The organism is Mesorhizobium sp. M0633 (assembly GCF_040320645.1).
In the GTDB taxonomy this organism is placed as follows: domain Bacteria; phylum Pseudomonadota; class Alphaproteobacteria; order Rhizobiales; family Rhizobiaceae; genus Mesorhizobium.
The window spans coordinates 193,684-210,309 of the sequence record NZ_JAMYQC010000005.1 but is presented as its reverse complement, the minus strand read 5'-3'; the positions used below and the strand labels follow the sequence as shown (position 1 = coordinate 210,309).

Below are 16,626 nucleotides of genomic sequence, written 5' to 3'. Positions count from 1 at the left end.
GAGGCCGCGCGAATGCCGCCTTCCATTGGATCCTCCCCGAACAAGCCGGATAAATAACGGCACTCTCGGTGCTTTGTTCCCGGCCGTGTGGCCGGACGACAGCCGCGTCACACAGGCCGTGTGTGGGGCGGCCTTTCGTTTGCAAAAGGCACTCTTCGCTCTCATTGATGCGCGGCAGCGAGGTCCTTGACATGACGTTCGTGCATTTGCAGCACCGGCAGCGTCTTCTTGGCAAACTCCTTCATCGCCGGATCGTCGCCGGAATTCGCGTAAGCGGAAAACAGCGCCACCGCTTCCTTATGCGCCTGGGTCTGCATGTCGATATATTTCGATTGGAAGCTGTCCCCGCTGGCCTCCTTGAGTTGGTCGAGCAGCGCCTGGTGCTTGGTGTCCAGCGACGGGCCGGCTGGCGCGGTGGCCGAAGTCGTCTGACCCTTGCTGAGCGCCGCCTTGAAGTCCTCGCCGGCCTTGGTGTGGTCCGTGACCATTTGCGCCGCGAATGCCTTCACGTCGTCGGCAGTCGCCTGCGTCTGCGCAAGTCGGCTCGATTCGATTTCGAATGTATTGGCGATGGGCACGGTCTTGACGAACGTCGCGGTGTCAACCTTGCTCATGGTGTCGGTCGTTAGAGGCGTCAGCGTCGCCGATTGGGCAAAAGCAGCCAAAGGTGCGCCAGCCATCATCGCTGCCGCAGTGATGGATAGAAGGGTTTTCATGGGGGTTCTCCGAGGCTGATGTCATCCCTCCGATGGCTCAACGCGCAAGCTGCGGCGAGGTTGCCTGGTCGTGGCGGCCACAGCCGCCGCCACGCCAAACAATGGTTTGGAAACGCAAAACAAAAGACGCCGGCTGCGTCCTGCAAAGTGCAACGCAAGCCACGAGATCGTACGGAATCGTACAAGCTCTTTCGCTTTGCGGCAGTCTTGCTATCGTTGGCTGGGAGAGATGGGTGGAGGCTTCCGTGGGGCAGATCAAGCCGCCGCTAGGAATCGGTATTGACACCGACGCTGCCGTTCATACCATCATGGCCGACTATCATTCCGGCGACATTCTCTCGACCACCGTCGTCATAGCCGATTTGCGCAAACACTTTCCCTGGTTCCGGCAAACCGACGAGGAGCTGGTTGGCTTCATCGTTCGGGCGCTGGACGGTCGGGATATCGCGGTCAGCTTCGACCACCGCGGCCGCTAGGCTGATTTTACGGCAAAACCAGCCGACCGCGGAGCTTATGCTCCGCGGCCTCGTCAGGCTGTGATGACCGGGCGCTTACTTGCCGCAGTGGTTGTCGTTCACCGTCGGCGCCATCGTGCCCGGAGCCTTGCCGGTCGCATCGGGCAGAGCCCCCTGCGGGCCCGGCGGGCAATTCCGGTCGGCATTCGAATTCGTCGTTGAGAAATCGCGAATGCTATTGGTGATGGTCGAATCCGTGCCGGTGTCAGGGCCGCCATTATCCGGGACTACGACCGTCCGCCCGCTACCATCGGCAGCGGCTCCGGACGGGTCGCCGACGTTCTGGGCCATCGCTGACGTGGCCAGACCGATCGTAAGCGCCGAAGCTGCGAGAATTTTCGTGAGCATGATGCTTCTCCTTTTTACGAGGGTCGTCGCGTTGCGACTACGAAAACAACCGTTCGGGCGGGCGAAGGTTCCGACAAATTCCCCATGAAATTCAGCATGTTCTCAGGTGTTCAAGGCGGTCGCCATGTCATTCTCCGCGGGCATGCTTCTGTGGACTTTTCTAACGGCACAGCCCGGCATTTTGCTCGCCGCATGAGCGTACGCCTTACCGTTCCGCCGGAACAGGAATGCTTCTTGCGAGTTCATACCTTTGTACAATGCGACGCGCTGATGCGAATGGCGGCAGCGCAAACAAGGAGAGCAGACATCATGGGCCTTGGAACCATTCTCATCATAATCTTGGTCCTTGCCTTGCTTGGCGGCTTCAGCGGCTTGGGCGGCGGACCGTTCTACGGCACCGGCTATTACGGTGGTGGCGGCCTCGGCCTGGTGTTGCTTATCGTCATTATCCTGGTCCTGCTTGGACGCATTTAATGCATGTCGCGCAAAAGTGTGCAGCGGTTTTGTGATAGCGACATGCATAAAACAGGAACCTAAAGCGCATCGCATGAGGCCAGTCGAACGCGACGCGCCTTAGTGTCACGCTCGCGACAAAAACGCCTGCCGCTTGGCAACAAGCGCCGGGCGTTTTGTCGTGAAGAGACAAGATTTCCAAGATCCTTGGCCAACCAGGATCCCTGGCTAAAAAGGGCGACCCGGTGCCGAACCTTTCGGCACCGAGGACACCACCATAGCAGCAGCTTAGTGTTGGCGATCGGCGGCCAGCGCTTCTTTCAGATCGGCGCTGAGCACACCCTCGTTGAACAGTGACATGATACGGGCGGCCAACCGCTCGCGGACAGGACTGTCGTCCGCAACGCCCAACTCACGGCAGCAGTCGTCGAGCGCTTTTTTCAGCACGCTCAGTTCGGCTGGAGTTGCTGCACCTTGCATCGACATGCCATCCTCCCTTGAAAAAGGGCGAAAGCGCGAAGCGTCTTTCAAGCGTCCACTCGCCATGTCTGTGTGGACGACTCCAATTCAATTAGCGCCGCTCTCGTCCAAACTCAATGTACGGAAATTACCAAACAGACAGTTTGGGAACGACTGCCTTGCACCTGCATTGTTGCTGCGATCCAACCCACCCCTCATTTGGATCATTGGGCGTAGCCCACGACGCCCGAATGGAGCCCGTTGCATCCCTCGCGACGGGCTCTTTCGCGTCCGGTGACCTCAATTGTCGTTTTCGTACCAAACCGTCTTTGGTACGTTTCCAACTCTAACTTTCAGTCGGATGTTTTCGTAGGCAAGCGGCAGGAGAAACTGTCGTGCATCGATTCATTTTTTTATTTAGTAGGCTCCATACCTTTCAGTGCCTATATGAGCGTTATCGTCCGCAGGTTATACCGGGCGCGGACGGCTGGGAGATAAAAAAGCTCTTGCCCTGTTTTGGGGCTAGCTATGTCTGATCCAGCAATTTCCAATAGAAATCGATACAGAAACAAGCTGTTGCGCCGGATGAGCGCCGGCGATTTCGCATCTCTCGAGCCGCACATCGAGCGCTGTTCACTGGAGTTACGGCAATCGCTCGAAGTGTCCGGATCCCCGATCGAGGCCATTTATTTCCTCGAGGACGGCATCGGTTCGGTGGTTGCGAAAATGCCGAACGGCAGCGATGCGGAAGTTGGCCTTGTCGGCTTGGAAGGTATGACCGGCTCGGCCCTGATAATGGGCGACGACCGTACGGTCCATGATTGCTATGTGCAGCTGGCGGGAGAAGCCGCCAGGATCGACGCCGAGCCGTTCAAGGCGGCGCTGACGCAAAGCCCGACGCTGCGGCTGTTCTTGCTGCGCTACGTGCAATATCTGCATGTCCAGACCGGCTATACGGCGCTGGTCAACGCGCGATCGAAACTTGAAGACCGGCTGGCGCGCTGGCTGCTCATGTGTGACGATCGGGTGGACGGCGGCCGGCTGACGATCACTCACGAATTCCTGTCGATCATGCTTGGCGTAAGGCGTCCGGGTGTCACGGTCGCGCTGCAGCTGCTCGAGGGGCGAGGGCTCATCCGGTCCCGCCGCGGCGAAATTATCATTCGCGATCGCGATGGTCTCGTCGCACTGGCGGATGGCGGCTACGGCCTGGCCGAGGCCGAATATACCCGCTTGGTCGAGCATATCGGCGAGCGCTGACGGCGCTTTCCTGGCCGATTGCTGCCGCAGGTCGAGGCCCCTTGCGACACTACACGGCGGGTCGGAAAAATTTTCAAAGCTCCCGGACCGTCAGGGAACTTGTTTCCCGTCGGAGGGTTATGGGACGCCTCTACTTTGCGAGGCGGCACCAACCATTCGGGAGAGGATCATGGCGACCACGAAAAAGGCCGCGAAGGCGGCAAGCAAGGGCCTTGAGGATCTGTTCCTCGACGGGCTCAAAGACCTCTACTACGCCGAGAAGAAGATACTGAAAGCGCTGCCTAAAATGGCCAAGGGCGCGGAGTCGGAAGAAGTGACCGCCGCCTTCGAGAAACACCGCATGGAAACCGAAGGACATGTCGACCGCCTGGAGGAGGTGTTCGAGAAGTTCGGCAAGCCGGCCCGTGGCAAGACCTGCCCGGCGATTGACGGCATTATCGAAGAGGGCTCGGAAGTGCTCGAGGAGTATAACGGTGCTCCCGCGCTCGACGCCGGGCTTGTCGGCGCGGCGCAGGCCGTCGAACATTACGAGATCGCTCGCTACGGCACTTTGATCGCGTGGGCGGAAGAACTCGGCAAGAGCGACGTTGTCGAGCTGCTCAGGGCAACTCTAAAGGAAGAGGTCGCGACCGACGAAGCGCTTTCCAAGCTCGGCGAAAGCGGTGTCAACGAACGCGCAATGCAAGAAGCCGCTTGATTTCAAAACCGCAACCGAGCCTCGGAAATGGTTGCCAAGGCTCGGTTGGCCGCGGTGAACCGGTGAATTCTGCATTGGTCTGTCATGAACGGTAGAGCGGGCAGCTAGAGCCTTGAAGCGGTGCATCGCTGCGGGCTTACTCGATCTGATCGAACGTGCATTGCCGGGGCTCTTTGTCCGGCCGCCAGCGCAACAGCTTGGTTCCGTGCCGGAACCGGTCGCCTGTCACATGGTCGAAACGAACCTCGACCACCAGTTCAGGCTTTATCGGCTCCCATTGTCCGCTGCGCTCCGTGCTCCAGCGGCTTGGCCCGCCCGGCGCCTTGCCGGTGAAACCCGGTTTGGCCCGCAGTTTTTCCAGCCGCCTGGTCAGCGTCGCGCGGTCGTCCTTGCCGATGGTCGAGGTGAACCCGACATGGTCCAGCCTGCCTTCGTTGTTGTAGAGGCCGAGCAGCAGGGATCCGACTTCGTTGCTGCCGGCGAGATAGCGAAAGCCGCCGACCACACAATCCGCAGTGCGCAGCCGCTTGACCTTGACCATGGCGCGCTCGCCGGGCCGGTATGGCCCGGCGATCAGTTTTGCAACGACACCGTCGGTCGAGCCATGGCCGGCGCCTTGCAGCCAGCGCTCGGCGGCAGCGGCGTCGTGCGTATATTTGGACAGGTGCAGTTCGGGCCGTGCCGCCGACGCGACAAAGGCCTCAATCGCCTGCCTCCTGGTGGTGAGAGGCTCTTCGATGATGATCCCGCCGCCGGGTTCGGCCAGCATGTCGAACAGGACCAGCATGGCAGGCGTCTCGAGGCTCAACTTGCGGATCCTGCTTTCGGCGGGATGAAGGCGCATTTGCAGGGCCTCGAACGAGGACGATCCGTCGACCTCGATGACGATTTCGCTGTCGGCAACAAACCGCCGCGACCTCACATCGCGCAGCACCGCGACCAGTTCGGGAAAATAGCGGCCAAGCGGCTTGCCCGATTTTGCACGCAGATCGACGGCATCGTCGCCCTTGAACACGAGGCAGCGAAACCCGTCCCATTTCGGTTCGTACTGCCAAAGCCCGTCGCCGCCAGGAATTGCGTCGGCGGCTTTGGCTTCCATCGGACGAAGGTCGAGCGGCAACGGAAATGCGGTCATGGCTGGTCCGCGCCGCCGCTGAGGCATTCGCTACCGCCGTCGGCCATTCCCCTGCGCCCCGCTTTCCCGCCTCGGCACCTTGCGGCCGGTTTGGTCGGGTGAAGGCGACCGCGGATCGACCTCGTCGGACCCACCGATCTCCTTGGTGATGCGATAGGCCAGATAAGCGACGGCTCCGGCAAGCAGCAAGCGGACCATGACTGCAAATCCTTCGTTGGCGTGAACCCACCAACCCGCAGGCCGAAGGTTTTGTTCCGCCGCTGCCCATCGCCGGGGTGAATCGTCGGCGGCGCAACCAAAATCCAAGCGCATCGTTTGTTGCTTATCGACGAAAAGAATTTGCGATGAAGACGCTCTTGCCCTTGTTCGCTTTGACCCTGGCGCTATTCCTGGCCAGCAGCGCTTGGCCTGACGGGTGACCGCGATGCTCCTCGTTGTTCCGGTCTGGCAGGACATCGCGGCACGACTGCTTCTGACCGCGCTCGCCGGCCTGTTGATAGGCCTCAACCGCGAGGCGCGCGGGCACGCGGCGGGGCTACGCACCACCGTGCTGGTCGGATTGGCCGCCGCCATCACAATGATCCAGGCCAGTATTCTGCTCGAGACCGTTGGCAAGCACCCGGATTCGTTTGCATCGATGGACGTCTTGCGCTTTCCGCTGGGCGTGTTGACCGGCGTCGGCTTTATCGGCGGTGGCGCCATTCTTCGCCGCGGCAATCTTGTCAGCGGCGTCACCACGGCGGCCACGTTGTGGGTGATGACGGCGATCGGATTGGCTTTCGGTGGGGGCCAATACGGCTTGGGCGCGGCCGGCACGGCGCTGACGCTGGCCACCTTGCTGGTCCTGAAATGGGTGGACCTTCGAATGTCGCGCGAACACCATGCCCAGTTGGCACTGACGTGGAAGGCCGCGGCTCGACAGGAGCTCGATGCGCTCATCGGGCCGCTTGGCTACCAGGCACGCCTCGTCGCAATAGAGAGGCGCCCAGATCTCAAGGACCCTGTGTTCTCGTTCGAGATCAGTTGGAGGCGGCCCGACACTGGCGCACCGCCAATGGATCTGCTGGCATCGGTGGGCGAGCATTGCGAGATCCAGAAGTTTGATCTCCTCAGCGAACCTGCCCGCTAGAGCGGTTCATCGTTTCACGGAAACGCCGAAACGCTCTATCTCTTTGTTTCTGCGCAATCCCGGACGGAAAACCGTTTCACACTTTTCCTGGAATTGCTCTAGCGGCTTGCAACGATCGCGGCCTGAATCAGGCCATAGCTTCTCCACACCCCTTTCGATACCTATCTGTCGAGGCAGGACTCAAGGAGCAAGCAAAAGAGCGTGGCACAGCGATCGGGAAGTGCTGATCTCCCACTTCACGGCGGACGCGTGCCGAAATGGCTCGGCGACCGCATGACGCGGCTTGGCGCGGTCATGTGCGAGGCGATCATCCACCATTACGGCCGCGATGAATTGCTGCGCCGGCTGGCGCATCCGTTCTGGTTCCAGTCCTTTGGCGCCGTAATGGGGATGGACTGGCACTCTTCCGGCATCACCACCAGCGTCGTCGGTGCCTTGAAGCGCGGTCTGTCGCCGCTTTCCGGCGAACTCGGCATCCACGTTTGCGGCGGCCGCGGCGCGCATTCGCGCAAGACCCCGCACGAGCTTGCCCTGATCGGCGAGCGTGTCGGCCTCGACGGGCAAGGCCTCGCGACTGCCAGCCGGCTTGTCGCCAAGGTGGACAGCGCCGCGGTCCAGGACGGTTTCGATCTCTATCTGCACGGCTTTATCGTCACCGACGACGGCAAGTGGGTGGTGGTGCAGCAGGGCATGAACGGCGACAGCAAGGTGGCGCGCCGCTATCACTGGCTGTCCGAAGGCCTGAAGAGCTTTGTCGACCAGCCGCATGCTGCCATCGAGGGCGCCAACCAGGGCGAGATCGTCAACCTGACCGACCGCCGCGCCGAAGCGTCGCGCCAGGGACAACTGGACCTTCTGCACGGCCTTGGACCGGATCGCATCGTGAGGGAGCTTGCCGCTTTGGAGCGGGGTTCGGCGCCAGCGCCGGAGCCGGCACAAAAGCTGCTGCCGCATCTGGTGATGCCGGCGCACCACGATGTGCGCGAAAGCGATGTCGTCATGCGCCGCCTGCACGGCAACATCGCCGCGGCGGCCGAGCGCGGTCCGACGGATTTCGCCGGGCTTCTCCTGCTGCCCAATGTCGGCGCGCACACGGTGCGGGCGCTGGCGCTGGTCGCCGAAGTCGTGCATGGCGCGCCGTGCCGTTTTTCCGATCCAGGACGCTTCTCGCTGGCGCATGGCGGCAAGGACAGGCACCCGTTTCCGGTGCCGCTGAAGGTCTATGACGAGACCATCGGCGTGCTGAAGTCGGCTGTCCAGAAGGCCAGGCTCGGCCGTGACGAAGAGATCGGCGCCTTGCGGCGGCTGGACGACCAGTCGAGGCAGGTCGAGCGCTATGTCACCGGCCCAAGCCTGAAGGAAATCGTCGCCGGGGAGTTCGAGCAATCGCATCTGCTCGGCGGCCGCAGCGTCTTCGGTTGGGAGGTCGTACCCGAAACGGCCGCAGTCAAATCAACGAAGTGATCGGCTCGGATCAAGCCTCCAAGTCGATCAGGGCGACGCCGAGTTCGGGACGGTGCCTGCGGCGCAGATGGCCAGGCGTCTCCACCAATGTGACCTCGAGCGTCGGCCGCACGATGCCGTCCAGCAGATGACCGCCCCTCGTGGTGCCGTCACTCAATCCAAGGACTGCGTGGACGTGCAGGCTGGGCTTGCCGTCGTCGCCGATAGCAACATCGCCGATCGCGCTCAGCACTTCGCACTGTTCCCGGACGGGGATTTTCCGATAGGTCTTTTCCCCGGGGTCGAACCAGCCGACAGTCGCCGTTTCGAAAGCACCGAGCGCGGTCAGCGACGCGCCGCCGACGCCACGGTCGACCGCAAACGAGGTCAGCTGCGCAAACGCCTCTTCGCCGGGATCAAGCACAACGACGAACGTTCTCTGTCCGGCGCTTTCGGCAACAAGCTGTGATTTCATGATTTCGCTCCAGACGCCAAGTCGGTTTCTGCCCGATCAGCTTGAACGGCAAGCCGGCTCGAGAGTTCCTCGGCACGGTTCGGATGAACATAGGATCACAGACGCGTGAGGCAGGGGAACCTTGCTATCCATGACTGGTTCGGCCGGCTTGAGACCCAGCCAGCCGGGAGCCAGCCATGTCCGAAACCAACCTTGCCAGCCTGAGCCGACGCAGTTTCATGACCGGATCCGTTTCGGCGGCTGCGGCAGGGCCGCTCATGGCCACGTCGGTAAAAGCCGCCGCGCCGCAAGCTGCCGCTTCGGCCGAGCCGCGCGATCTGTCGGCGATCTCACTGCGCATCAACAAGCAGCCTTACAATCTCGCCCTCGACAATCGCACCAGCCTGCTCGACGCGCTGCGCGACCACGTCGGCCTGACCGGCACCAAGAAAGGCTGCGATCACGGCCAGTGCGGGGCCTGCACCGTTCTCGTCGACGGCAAGCGGGTGCTGTCGTGCCTGAGCTTCGCCGTCATGAACCAGGGCCACGAGATCACCACCGTCGAAGGGCTCGCCTCCGCCGACGGCAATTTGCATCCGATGCAGCAGGCTTTCATCGACAATGACGCCTTCCAATGCGGGTACTGCACGCCCGGCCAGATCATGTCCGCCATCGGTTGCATCAACGAAGGCCATGCCGGCTCCGAGGACGACATCCGCGAATATATGAGCGGCAATCTGTGCCGCTGTGCTGCCTACCCCAACATTGTCGCGGCCGTCGTGCAGGCCCGGGACGAAACAAGGAAAGCCTGAGATGCGCCCCTTCGTTTACGAGAGACCGGCCAGCGTGTCCGCGGCGGCCGCCATTGCTTCCCGTTTCTCCGCCGAGAGTGTTCCGCCGACCGAGGCCGATACGCAATTCATCGCCGGCGGCACCAATCTGGCCGACTACATGAAGCTTGGCGTGGCACAGCCCGAGCGGCTTGTCGATCTCAACGGTCTCGGTGATCGAGCCCTGCGGCAGATCGAGGTCGGCGAGGACAGTATCCGTTTCGGCGCGCTGGTCCGCATGGGCGAGGCAGCAGACACAGGCGAGATCAAGCGCCGTTGCCCGGTCCTTGCCGAAAGCCTGAAATTCGCCGCTAGCGGTCAGATCCGCAACATGGCGAGCCTGGCCGGCAATGTGCTGCAACGGACGCGGTGCGAGTATTTTCGCGAGACCTCCTGGCCGTGCAACAAGCGCGAGCCGGGCTCCGGCTGCGCGGCCATGGAAGGCTTCAACCGGCAACACGCGGTCCTCGGCACCAGCGACGCCTGCATCGCCACCTATCACGGCGACTTCGCTCAGGCGCTGATCGCGCTCGGCGCGACGGTCGAGGTCGAGGCAAGGCGCGGTATGCGCAAGATAGCGTTTTCGAAGTTGCATCGCATGCCGGGAGATACGCCCAATTTCGAGACCGATCTCGCCCCCGACGAGGTGATCACGGCAATCGAGGTGCCCCTCGGCGCCTGGAGCCGCCGCTCGCGCTACCTGAAAATCCGTGATCGCGAATCCTACGCGTTCGCGCTGGCCTCGGCGGCCCTGGCTCTGGACATGGACGGCGACACGGTCAGCCAAGCGCGCATCGCGCTTGGCGGCGTGGCGACCGTGCCATGGCGGGCCAGGGCGGCCGAAGCAGCGCTGAGCGGCAAGGTACTCGACGACGATGCGGCCGAAGCTGCCGCCGAAGCCGCGTTCGCCGAGGCGAAACCGCGCCAACACAATGCGTTCAAGATACCGCTCGGCAAGCGCACGCTTGTGCGGGCACTGCTCGAAACGCGCGATATGAAGGTCTGACCGATGAACCAAGCTGCTCCCGCGCCGAAAGAGAACATGGGAAATCCCGTTCCCCGGATCGATGCCCGCCTGAAGGTCACCGGACAGGCCGGCTATTCGGCCGACCTTCCAACCGCCAATACCGCCTATGGCGCGCTCGCCACCAGCAACATCGCCAAGGGCAGCATCACCGCCATCCGGCTCGAAAGGGCGCGTAAGGTGCCCGGCGTTCTCGATATCGTCAGCGTCGGCGACATGGATGGCATCGACAGGCCGAAATTCGGCAACACCGGCGCAAGTTCGATCGCTCCGCTGCATGACAAGACCATTTTTCACGACGGCCAGATCATCGCGCTGGTGGTAGCCGAAACATTCGAGGCGGCCGAGGAAGCAGCAGCCCTGATCCGCGCCGATTATGCCGAAGAGACGCCCAGCGCCGGCTTCGATTCCAATGGAACGGAAATGGAACCGGCTGCCGGCAAGAGCCCGATGCTCAAGGAGGACGTCAAAGCCGGCGACTTCGACGCCGCCTATGCCGCAGCCGCCGTGAAGATTGACGAGAAATATTCGACGCCGACCCAGCACCACAATCCGATCGAGCTGTTCTCGACGACGGCGGTCTGGCAGGGCGACCAACTCACGGTCTACGAGCCGAGCCAGAACGTCACCGGCTGGAAGGCCGAGCTCGCCCGGCAGTTGAAGATCGACCCGGCCAATGTGCGGATCGTCAGTCCCTATGTCGGCGGCGCCTTCGGCTCCAAGGGGCCGATGACGGCCCGCACGGCGATAGTGGCGGAGGCAGCCCGCCGGATCGGCCGGCCGGTGCGCTGCGTCGTCAGCCGCATGCAGGCGTACGGCACGCAGACCTACAGGGCGGAGACCCGACACCGCATCCGCATCGGCGCCAACAAGGACGGCCGGATCACCGCCTTTGCGCACGAAGGCTGGGAAGTGACCTCGCGGCCCGATCCCTATGTCGTCGGCGGCACCTCCGCCACCGGCCGCATGTACAATTACGGCTCGGTGCTGACGCAGGTCTCGCTGGTCCATGCCGACCGCAACACGCCTGGCTACATGCGCTCGCCGCCCGAGACGCCCTATGTCTATGCGCTGGAAAATGCCATGGATGAGATGGCGGTGGCGCTCGGCATGGACCCGATCGAGTTCCGCCGCATCAACGAGCCGCAAAAGGAGCCGATCGGCGGCAAGCCGTTCTCCAGCCGCTCGCTGCTGAAATGCTACGACCAGGCCGCCAAGGCCTTCGGCTGGTCGAAGCGCGAGGCCGCGGTCAGCTCGATGCGTGACGGCGACTGGCTGGTCGGCATGGGCTGCGCCACGGCCATCTATCCGACGGCGGCGGCGCCATGCGCCGCCCGTGTCCGCCTGACCACCGACGGCGAGGTTCGCGTCCAATGCGGCTCGCATGAGATCGGCACCGGCGTGCGCACCGTGGCGGGCCAGATGGCAGCCGAACGGCTCGGGATAGAAATTGACAAGGTCAGCGTCGAAATGGGCGACAGCGCCCTGCCGCCGGCGCCGGTGTCCGGCGGGTCGATTTCGACGGCAAGCGTCTGCTCGGCGGTGCTGAAAGCCTGCGATGCCGTCCGCGCAAAGCTCTTCGCCGCGGCCGTCGCCGAGGATGGGCCGCTGGCCGGGTCCGGCAACGCCAAGCTCGAAATGGAGAAAGAGAAAATCGTCGCGGACAACGGCAAGTCGGCCAAGCTGTCGGACGTCTTCAAGATGATGCAGATCGGCGCGATCGAGGAATATGCCGAGTTCGCGCCAAAGGGGTCGTCACCTGAGGCCCTGAAGAAGCTCTATGCCGGGCAGTCGGAATTCCATGGCGGCGACCAGGACAAAGATTCGGTGAAATACGCCTTTGGCGCGGAATTCGTCGAAGTGCGCATCAACAACTATACGTGCGAGATCCGCGTGCCACGCATCGTCGGCGCCTTTGCCGCCGGGCGCATCATGAACACGCGCACCGCGCGCAGCCAGCTGATGGGCGGCATGATCTGGGGCATCGGCCAGGCCTTGCACGAAGCGACGGAAATCGACAAGCGTTACGCGCGCTACGTCAATCGCGACCTGCAGGACTATCTGGTGCCGGTCAACGCCGATGTGAAGCAACTCGAGGTGATCCTCGTGCCGGAGATCGATCACGAGGTGAACCCGGCCGGCGTCAAAGGACTGGGCGAACTCGGCAATGTCGGGACAGCAGCCGCGGTCGCGAGCGCGGTCTATCACGCCACCGGCAAGCGCATCCGCGACCTGCCGGTCAGGATCGATCATCTGATCGTCTGATCTCTCCAACCCAGCCGGCTTGGGACCGGCTGGGCGCCGTTTGCATCTATTCCTTCGGCGCGGTCGCGGGCGCGGTATAGCGGCGGCGCACCGCGTCCAGGACGTGCTTGCGGCTCTCCTGCGCCGAAAGTGTGCCGTCTTTCTCCGCTTCGGCGGTTTCGCGCGCCAGTTCCTTGTCCCTGATCTGGTGGCGAAACCATTCGGAATAGTCGCCGGCGCGCAAATGATGTTCCCAGGTCCTGTCGTCGATGCCCTCGGCGATCTGGGCGAAAATCATCAGATTATGGGCGCGGAGGTTCATCGCATTGTCGGGGCCGCGGAAATAGAAGCTGCCCTTCTCGTCCAGCTGGCCCTCGGCATATTTGCGGCTGTGCCGCTTGAGCGACTGTCGCGGTTCGATCGGCTCGACCATGGCAGGTTTCTTGCGCGCCTGCGGCCGCCAGAACAGCACGCGCTCGTCTTTTGGAGAGTTCAGGTCCTTGTCCTTTGGCGGTTCGGTGCCGGTCTCGTGACAGAACGTCTTGATGACCTTTTTCGCCTTGGGGCCGAGTGCGATGACGGCGGTGACCAGCCGCAATGCCTCGGTTGAGATCGCGTCCGGATGAACCGTGATCAGGATCGTGCCCGGCAATTCCATGGCCAGCACCATTGGCGTGTCGTCGCGCCGCTTCGGCAAGAGGTGATGCGCCTCGTCGATGATCAGCCAGTGTGGTCGTGCCGTGCGGAAGCGAACACCGCCAAGGCCCGGCAGCAGGTCGGTAAAGAAGTCCGGCCGCTCGTTAACGCGCAGCGCCAGGCCATTGACGACCAGATTGTTGTCCGGCTTCTCCAGGAGATCGAGCAACTGCGTCTTCGTCGGCGCGTTCGAGCCGTCGCCCAGCCGGACGGCGCCTTCGAGACCGTCATAGTCGCCTTCCGGATCGAAGATGCAGAACTGGAACTTTCTCTCGACGAAGCGCTCCGTCAGTGCAGTCGCCAGGGTCGATTTGCCGATGCCGGAGCTGCCGGCGATCAGCACCGTATCGGTTGGCGACAGATACACCTCCTTGCCATCCTCCGAGCCAAGCAGAATGCCGTCGCGGTTCGGCACAAGCTCGCGATCGCGCTCGACCACCTTGGCGATCAGTTCCTCGACGCCTTTTCCGCGCGCGCCGCGTGTCACGAGATCCGCCGTATCCTTGACTGCCGGCAGTGCGTTGTCGACGGCCACGCTGAAGCCGCAGGCGCGCAGGAAGGCGTGGTCGTTTTCGGCGTCGCCGACACCGACGACGTTGTGCGGCGACAATCTGAGGTCCTGAAGCGCGGCTGTCAGCCCGGTCGCCTTGTTGATGCCGCTGGGCAGGATCATCACCGCGCCCTTGTTGAAGATGATTTCCAGCTCCAGCCCCAATTTCTTGATGACCTCGAGCGCGGTAGCCTGATGCGGTTCCCAGGTTGCGACGATCGAGCGTCCGACCGAAAGCGGTTTGACACCGCGTTTCCTGAGTTTGGCGATGAACTCGGGGGCGGGCGGCGGGGATATCGTCCGCTCCTCCTCGCTGGCCGGCGTGTAGATCAGCGCCCCGTTTTCCGCGACCACCTTGTCGAAGATCGCGACTTCGGGAAAGACGCGTTTCAGGTCGGGCAGCTCGCGCCCGGTGACGAGAATGAGTTTGCGGCCGCTCTTCTTGAAGCGTTCAAGCGCCGCAAGCGTCTTCTCGGCAACGACCCCTTCATGCGCCAGCGTGCCGTCATAGTCAGTGGCCAGGGCAATGAAATACATGCCGTCAGTAGCCGCCCACGATCGGCAATATCTCGCCGGTGATGTAGCTCGAGCAGTGTGGCGAGGCGAGGAACACGTAGGCCGGCGCGATCTCCTCCGGCTGGGCCGGCCGTTTCATCGGCGTATCGGCGCCAAATTTCGAAACATCGCCGGCTTCCTTGTCCGAGGGGTTGAGCGGCGTCCAAACCGGGCCTGGCGCCACGGCGTTGACCCTTATGCCCTTGTCGACAAGGTTGCCTGAGAGCGCGCGGGTGAAGGCATGAATGCCGCCCTTGGTCATGGAGTAATCGACCAGTTGCTTCGAGCCCTCGATGCCGGTCACTGAACCGGTATTGATGATCGCCGAACCGGGTTTCATGTGCGGCACGGCCTCCTGCGCCATGTGGAAATAGCCGTAGAGGTTGGTCTTCAGCGTCGTGTCGAAATGCTCCTCGGTCAGCTCGCTGAAATCGCTGGAGTGGATCTGGAAAGCGGCGTTGTTGACCAGCACGTCGATCCGCCCAAACTCCTGCACGATCTCAGCCACCGCGTTGTGGCAGTGGTTGCGTTCGCTGACGTCGGCCTTGATCAGGATGCAGCGCCGGCCTTCCGCTTCGACGGCCCTTTTGGTATCTTTGGCGTCCCTATCCTCCGAGAGATAGACGATCGCCACATCGGCGCCTTCACGCGCATAGAGCACGGCCACCGCACGGCCGATGCCTGAATCGCCGCCGGTAATGACGGCCACTTTGCCGTCGAGCTTTTTCGATCCGATATAAAATGGCGCATCGTAAAGCGGCGCCGGCTCGATCGCCCATTCATGGCCCGGCTTCGGCTGGTGCTGCTCGGGGAAGGGCGGCTCCGGATATTTGCGGGCGCCGGCCTGCATGGCGCCTTTTTGCTTGCCATTGGATTTGGACTTGTCCTTCTCGTCGATACGGCGCTGGATATGCCGCTGCTTGGCGGCCTCGCCGGCGATTTCCGATTTTATCTGCATGGTCATCTCCCTGGCTTGAAACCCAACAACGCATGTCCAGCGAAAAGGTTGATGCGACCACGTCATTCCTTGAGCCCGGCGACACGCTCCAGCAGCGGCCGTTGCAGCAGCGGCAGATGGCCGACGACGCTGAAGGCCGCGTTCCTGACGCCTTGCATGATGCCGTTGTCCGATTGGGCCAGCGAGAGGATGCGCTCGCTGAGCGTGATCCACCGTTGCCCCACCGGGTGGCGTTCGCTTGTGTAGCCGGCAAGCGTGCCGTCGACGAAACGCCTGGCGAATGACGCGGCGTCCTCGATGCCGAGATTCATGCCGCGCGCGCCCAACGGCGAATTCACATGCGCGGCATCGCCTCCCAGGAAGACGCATGCGGTTTGATAACGCGGCGCCTGTCGTACCGGAATATGGAAGCGGTCGGTCCCCAACAACCGCGTGATCCGGTAATTGCCGGGGATGCGGGCCAGCGCATCCTCGGTGTTGGAGACCGCGCGATGGCGCTTCTCGCCGATCGGGATGATGAAACCGACGTCGCCGTTCCTGTGAAGAAATGCGTGGGCGGCCATCGGCTCATAGGGCCAATCGTCGATGTCGGCGTCGGCAATGCTCCATTGCCGCCGATGCGTGTAGCCATCGAAGCCGATGCTCATGGCATCACGCACCGTGCTTTGCGCACCGTCGGCTCCGAAGATAAGGTCGAAACTTGCCTCGTCACGGCCGTCTGGCGCCTCGATCCGCACCTCGGCCCGACCTTTGTGCTCGGCCATGCCGACAAATGTGCTTCGCCATTCGACGTCGATGCCAAATCCCTTGAGCGTATCGGTCATCAGCGATTCGGTGTCGCGCTGCGGCAGCGACAGCAGAAAATTATGGCGGTGCGGCAGGATCGAGAAATCGATCTCGCCGAGCGCTCGTCCTTCGAAGTAGAAACGGGCTCGGCGAATTTTCAATCCTTCGGCGAGCAATCGGGCAGCGACTTTGGACGGTTCAAGGATGTCGAGGCTGTGCGAACTGATGCCGACCGCCTTGGCGAGCGGCGTCGGGCCTTCCTTGCGGTCGATGATGCGAGGTGCAATGCCGCGCCTTGCCAGTTCGACTGCCGCCGTCAGCCCGGTCGGGCCGGCGCCGACGATCAGGATGGAAGCGTCCCGCGAAGCCGTCAT

At 62.6% G+C, this 16,626-nt stretch carries 18 protein-coding genes; 9 read left to right on the top strand and 9 right to left on the bottom strand.

Features of this window, described 5'->3' with window-relative positions; genetic code table 11:
* Positions 1–161: 161 nt before the first annotated feature.
* Positions 162–716 carry a DUF4142 domain-containing protein gene (locus NKI47_RS07530; RefSeq protein WP_352449588.1) on the bottom strand — a complete coding sequence of 185 codons (555 nt, stop codon included), beginning with the start codon at positions 714–716 and terminating at the stop codon, positions 162–164.
* A gap of 233 nt (positions 717–949) precedes the next feature.
* On the opposite strand from NKI47_RS07530, the gene NKI47_RS07525 reads away from it, so the two are divergent.
* Positions 950–1,192, top strand: coding sequence for a hypothetical protein (locus NKI47_RS07525; RefSeq protein ID WP_352588853.1), 243 nt, complete (start codon positions 950–952; stop codon positions 1,190–1,192).
* A 75-nt stretch (positions 1,193–1,267) separates the two neighbouring features.
* On the opposite strand, the gene NKI47_RS07520 is transcribed toward NKI47_RS07525, so the two are convergent.
* The gene (locus NKI47_RS07520) at positions 1,268–1,579 is read right to left on the bottom strand and encodes a hypothetical protein (protein ID WP_023720549.1); all 312 of its coding nucleotides are present in this window, start codon (positions 1,577–1,579) and stop codon (positions 1,268–1,270) included.
* A gap of 309 nt (positions 1,580–1,888) precedes the next feature.
* Here NKI47_RS07520 and NKI47_RS07515 point away from each other — a divergent pair, with 309 nt between their 5' ends.
* The gene (locus NKI47_RS07515; protein ID WP_023677107.1) at positions 1,889–2,053 is read left to right on the top strand and encodes a DUF3309 family protein; all 165 of its coding nucleotides are present in this window, start codon (positions 1,889–1,891) and stop codon (positions 2,051–2,053) included.
* Positions 2,054–2,320: 267 nt separating this feature from the next.
* Here NKI47_RS07515 and NKI47_RS07510 read toward each other — a convergent pair whose 3' ends face one another.
* The gene (locus tag NKI47_RS07510; protein ID WP_292655400.1) at positions 2,321–2,518 is read right to left on the bottom strand and encodes a hypothetical protein; all 198 of its coding nucleotides are present in this window, start codon (positions 2,516–2,518) and stop codon (positions 2,321–2,323) included.
* 501 nt (positions 2,519–3,019) lie between these two features.
* Between NKI47_RS07510 and NKI47_RS07505 the strand changes: the two genes are divergently transcribed.
* A complete protein-coding gene (locus NKI47_RS07505; RefSeq protein ID WP_352571876.1) occupies positions 3,020–3,751 on the top strand; it encodes a Crp/Fnr family transcriptional regulator in 732 nt (243 codons plus the stop codon).
* Between the two features lie 169 nt (positions 3,752–3,920).
* Positions 3,921–4,448 carry a YciE/YciF ferroxidase family protein gene (locus NKI47_RS07500; protein ID WP_023677104.1) on the top strand — a complete coding sequence of 176 codons (528 nt, stop codon included), beginning with the start codon at positions 3,921–3,923 and terminating at the stop codon, positions 4,446–4,448.
* A 136-nt stretch (positions 4,449–4,584) separates the two neighbouring features.
* Here the strand turns inward: NKI47_RS07500 and NKI47_RS07495 are convergent, their stop codons facing one another.
* The gene (locus NKI47_RS07495; RefSeq protein ID WP_352571874.1) at positions 4,585–5,583 is read right to left on the bottom strand and encodes an ATP-dependent DNA ligase; all 999 of its coding nucleotides are present in this window, start codon (positions 5,581–5,583) and stop codon (positions 4,585–4,587) included.
* Between the two features lie 30 nt (positions 5,584–5,613).
* Positions 5,614–5,781 (bottom strand): hypothetical protein, encoded by a 168-nt coding sequence (locus tag NKI47_RS07490; protein ID WP_023677102.1) that lies wholly within the window; start codon positions 5,779–5,781, stop codon positions 5,614–5,616.
* A 226-nt stretch (positions 5,782–6,007) separates the two neighbouring features.
* Between NKI47_RS07490 and NKI47_RS07485 the strand changes: the two genes are divergently transcribed.
* Together NKI47_RS07485 and NKI47_RS07480 are read left to right on the top strand one after the other, a co-directional pair.
* Complete coding sequence (locus tag NKI47_RS07485) at positions 6,008–6,712, top strand: MgtC/SapB family protein (RefSeq protein WP_031194456.1); 705 nt, start codon at positions 6,008–6,010, stop codon at positions 6,710–6,712.
* A 201-nt stretch (positions 6,713–6,913) separates the two neighbouring features.
* Positions 6,914–8,176, top strand: coding sequence for a DUF763 domain-containing protein (locus NKI47_RS07480; RefSeq protein WP_352588849.1), 1,263 nt, complete (start codon positions 6,914–6,916; stop codon positions 8,174–8,176).
* A 10-nt stretch (positions 8,177–8,186) separates the two neighbouring features.
* Here the strand turns inward: NKI47_RS07480 and NKI47_RS07475 are convergent, their stop codons facing one another.
* Positions 8,187–8,630 carry a PPC domain-containing DNA-binding protein gene (locus NKI47_RS07475; protein ID WP_352571873.1) on the bottom strand — a complete coding sequence of 148 codons (444 nt, stop codon included), beginning with the start codon at positions 8,628–8,630 and terminating at the stop codon, positions 8,187–8,189.
* Positions 8,631–8,806: 176 nt separating this feature from the next.
* On the opposite strand from NKI47_RS07475, the gene NKI47_RS07470 reads away from it, so the two are divergent.
* The 3 genes from NKI47_RS07470 to NKI47_RS07460 are packed head-to-tail and all read left to right on the top strand — an operon-like array spanning position 8,807 to position 12,728.
* Positions 8,807–9,421, top strand: coding sequence for a (2Fe-2S)-binding protein (locus NKI47_RS07470; protein ID WP_352577683.1), 615 nt, complete (start codon positions 8,807–8,809; stop codon positions 9,419–9,421).
* A gap of 1 nt (position 9,422) precedes the next feature.
* Complete coding sequence (locus NKI47_RS07465; RefSeq protein ID WP_352588845.1) at positions 9,423–10,445, top strand: FAD binding domain-containing protein; 1,023 nt, start codon at positions 9,423–9,425, stop codon at positions 10,443–10,445.
* A 3-nt stretch (positions 10,446–10,448) separates the two neighbouring features.
* Positions 10,449–12,728: a xanthine dehydrogenase family protein molybdopterin-binding subunit gene (locus NKI47_RS07460; protein ID WP_352588842.1), complete on the top strand. Its 2,280-nt coding sequence runs from the start codon at positions 10,449–10,451 to the stop codon at positions 12,726–12,728.
* A gap of 46 nt (positions 12,729–12,774) precedes the next feature.
* On the opposite strand, the gene NKI47_RS07455 is transcribed toward NKI47_RS07460, so the two are convergent.
* The 3 genes from NKI47_RS07455 to NKI47_RS07445 all read right to left on the bottom strand — a co-directional run bounded on the left by NKI47_RS07455 (position 12,775) and on the right by NKI47_RS07445 (position 16,626).
* Positions 12,775–14,490, bottom strand: a complete 1,716-nt coding sequence (locus tag NKI47_RS07455; protein WP_352588839.1) for an HAD family hydrolase — start codon at positions 14,488–14,490, stop codon at positions 12,775–12,777.
* Positions 14,491–14,494: 4 nt separating this feature from the next.
* Complete coding sequence (locus tag NKI47_RS07450) at positions 14,495–15,466, bottom strand: SDR family oxidoreductase (RefSeq protein WP_023677096.1); 972 nt, start codon at positions 15,464–15,466, stop codon at positions 14,495–14,497.
* Positions 15,467–15,528: 62 nt separating this feature from the next.
* On the bottom strand, positions 15,529–16,626 hold the full coding sequence (locus NKI47_RS07445) for an FAD-dependent oxidoreductase (protein ID WP_352588836.1): 1,098 nt from the start codon (positions 16,624–16,626) through the stop codon (positions 15,529–15,531).

What these genes read in the sequence shown, in the direction of transcription:
- NKI47_RS07520 (WP_023720549.1), bottom strand. Translation starts at nt 1,579, where the DNA reads ATGCTCACGAAAATTCTCGCAGCTTCGGCGCTTACGATCGGTCTGGCC.
- NKI47_RS07450 (WP_023677096.1), bottom strand. Translation starts at nt 15,466, where the DNA reads ATGCAGATAAAATCGGAAATCGCCGGCGAGGCCGCCAAGCAGCGGCAT.
- NKI47_RS07485 (WP_031194456.1), top strand. Translation starts at nt 6,008, where the DNA reads ATGCTCCTCGTTGTTCCGGTCTGGCAGGACATCGCGGCACGACTGCTT.
- NKI47_RS07490 (WP_023677102.1), bottom strand. Translation starts at nt 5,781, where the DNA reads ATGGTCCGCTTGCTGCTTGCCGGAGCCGTCGCTTATCTGGCCTATCGC.
- NKI47_RS07495 (WP_352571874.1), bottom strand. Translation starts at nt 5,583, where the DNA reads ATGACCGCATTTCCGTTGCCGCTCGACCTTCGTCCGATGGAAGCCAAA.
- NKI47_RS07465 (WP_352588845.1), top strand. Translation starts at nt 9,423, where the DNA reads ATGCGCCCCTTCGTTTACGAGAGACCGGCCAGCGTGTCCGCGGCGGCC.
- NKI47_RS07460 (WP_352588842.1), top strand. Translation starts at nt 10,449, where the DNA reads ATGAACCAAGCTGCTCCCGCGCCGAAAGAGAACATGGGAAATCCCGTT.
- NKI47_RS07445 (WP_352588836.1), bottom strand. Translation starts at nt 16,626, where the DNA reads ATGACGGCTTCGCGGGACGCTTCCATCCTGATCGTCGGCGCCGGCCCG.
- NKI47_RS07500 (WP_023677104.1), top strand. Translation starts at nt 3,921, where the DNA reads ATGGCGACCACGAAAAAGGCCGCGAAGGCGGCAAGCAAGGGCCTTGAG.
- NKI47_RS07470 (WP_352577683.1), top strand. Translation starts at nt 8,807, where the DNA reads ATGTCCGAAACCAACCTTGCCAGCCTGAGCCGACGCAGTTTCATGACC.
- NKI47_RS07505 (WP_352571876.1), top strand. Translation starts at nt 3,020, where the DNA reads ATGTCTGATCCAGCAATTTCCAATAGAAATCGATACAGAAACAAGCTG.
- NKI47_RS07510 (WP_292655400.1), bottom strand. Translation starts at nt 2,518, where the DNA reads ATGTCGATGCAAGGTGCAGCAACTCCAGCCGAACTGAGCGTGCTGAAA.
- NKI47_RS07455 (WP_352588839.1), bottom strand. Translation starts at nt 14,490, where the DNA reads ATGTATTTCATTGCCCTGGCCACTGACTATGACGGCACGCTGGCGCAT.
- NKI47_RS07475 (WP_352571873.1), bottom strand. Translation starts at nt 8,630, where the DNA reads ATGAAATCACAGCTTGTTGCCGAAAGCGCCGGACAGAGAACGTTCGTC.
- NKI47_RS07530 (WP_352449588.1), bottom strand. Translation starts at nt 716, where the DNA reads ATGAAAACCCTTCTATCCATCACTGCGGCAGCGATGATGGCTGGCGCA.
- NKI47_RS07515 (WP_023677107.1), top strand. Translation starts at nt 1,889, where the DNA reads ATGGGCCTTGGAACCATTCTCATCATAATCTTGGTCCTTGCCTTGCTT.